Consider the following 523-nt stretch of genomic DNA (forward strand, 5'->3'; position numbering starts at 1 on the left):
TTTTTTTTTTGGTTTCCTTCGGTTTGTTCTGGTTTATCGTGAATGTCTTGTTTTATATTAATATCTTTTCAAAAATTAATTCCTTTGATAATTATGAGAATTTTTATTTCTTATGTGATTTATATGATAGTAGTGGTTAGATTATTTTTTGGAGTTTTTGGATGTTATAATCAAAGGAATTTTAAGCAGTTAATTGCTTATTCTTCTGTGTATCATATAGGCTGAATTATATTATGTAATTTTTCTGATGACTTAAGTTGATTTGTATATTTATTATTATATTCTTTAATAATTTTTCCAGTTATGAAATTTTTTAGATTTTTATTATTTGAAGATTTTACAATGTTGATAAAAATAAAATATAAGGGTTGGTTGATTTTAATGGTATTAAGAATAGCTGGGATACCTCCTTTATTAGGATTTTTTTTAAAGTTGTTTGCTTTTATAATGATTTTTAAATATGAGTATTATTTTATAATGTTTTTAATTTTTTGTTCTGTAGTAATGTTTTATGTATATTTTC

2 protein-coding genes are annotated in these 523 nt (G+C 21.0%); both read left to right on the plus strand.

Annotation, left to right across the window (positions count from 1 at the left end):
- Nucleotides 1–42: 42 nt before the first annotated feature.
- Nucleotides 43–225 (plus strand): proton-conducting transporter transmembrane domain-containing protein, encoded by a 183-nt coding sequence (locus DIT71_RS18575; protein ID WP_101335831.1) that lies wholly within the window; start codon nucleotides 43–45, stop codon nucleotides 223–225.
- A gap of 117 nt (nucleotides 226–342) precedes the next feature.
- Nucleotides 343–523 (plus strand): proton-conducting transporter transmembrane domain-containing protein (locus tag DIT71_RS18330; RefSeq protein ID WP_227538207.1); only part of this gene is annotated, 181 nt, incomplete at its 3' end.

It is taken from the genome of Marinobacter vulgaris, from assembly GCF_003344045.1.
Classification (GTDB): Bacteria; Pseudomonadota; Gammaproteobacteria; order Pseudomonadales; family Oleiphilaceae; genus Marinobacter; species Marinobacter vulgaris.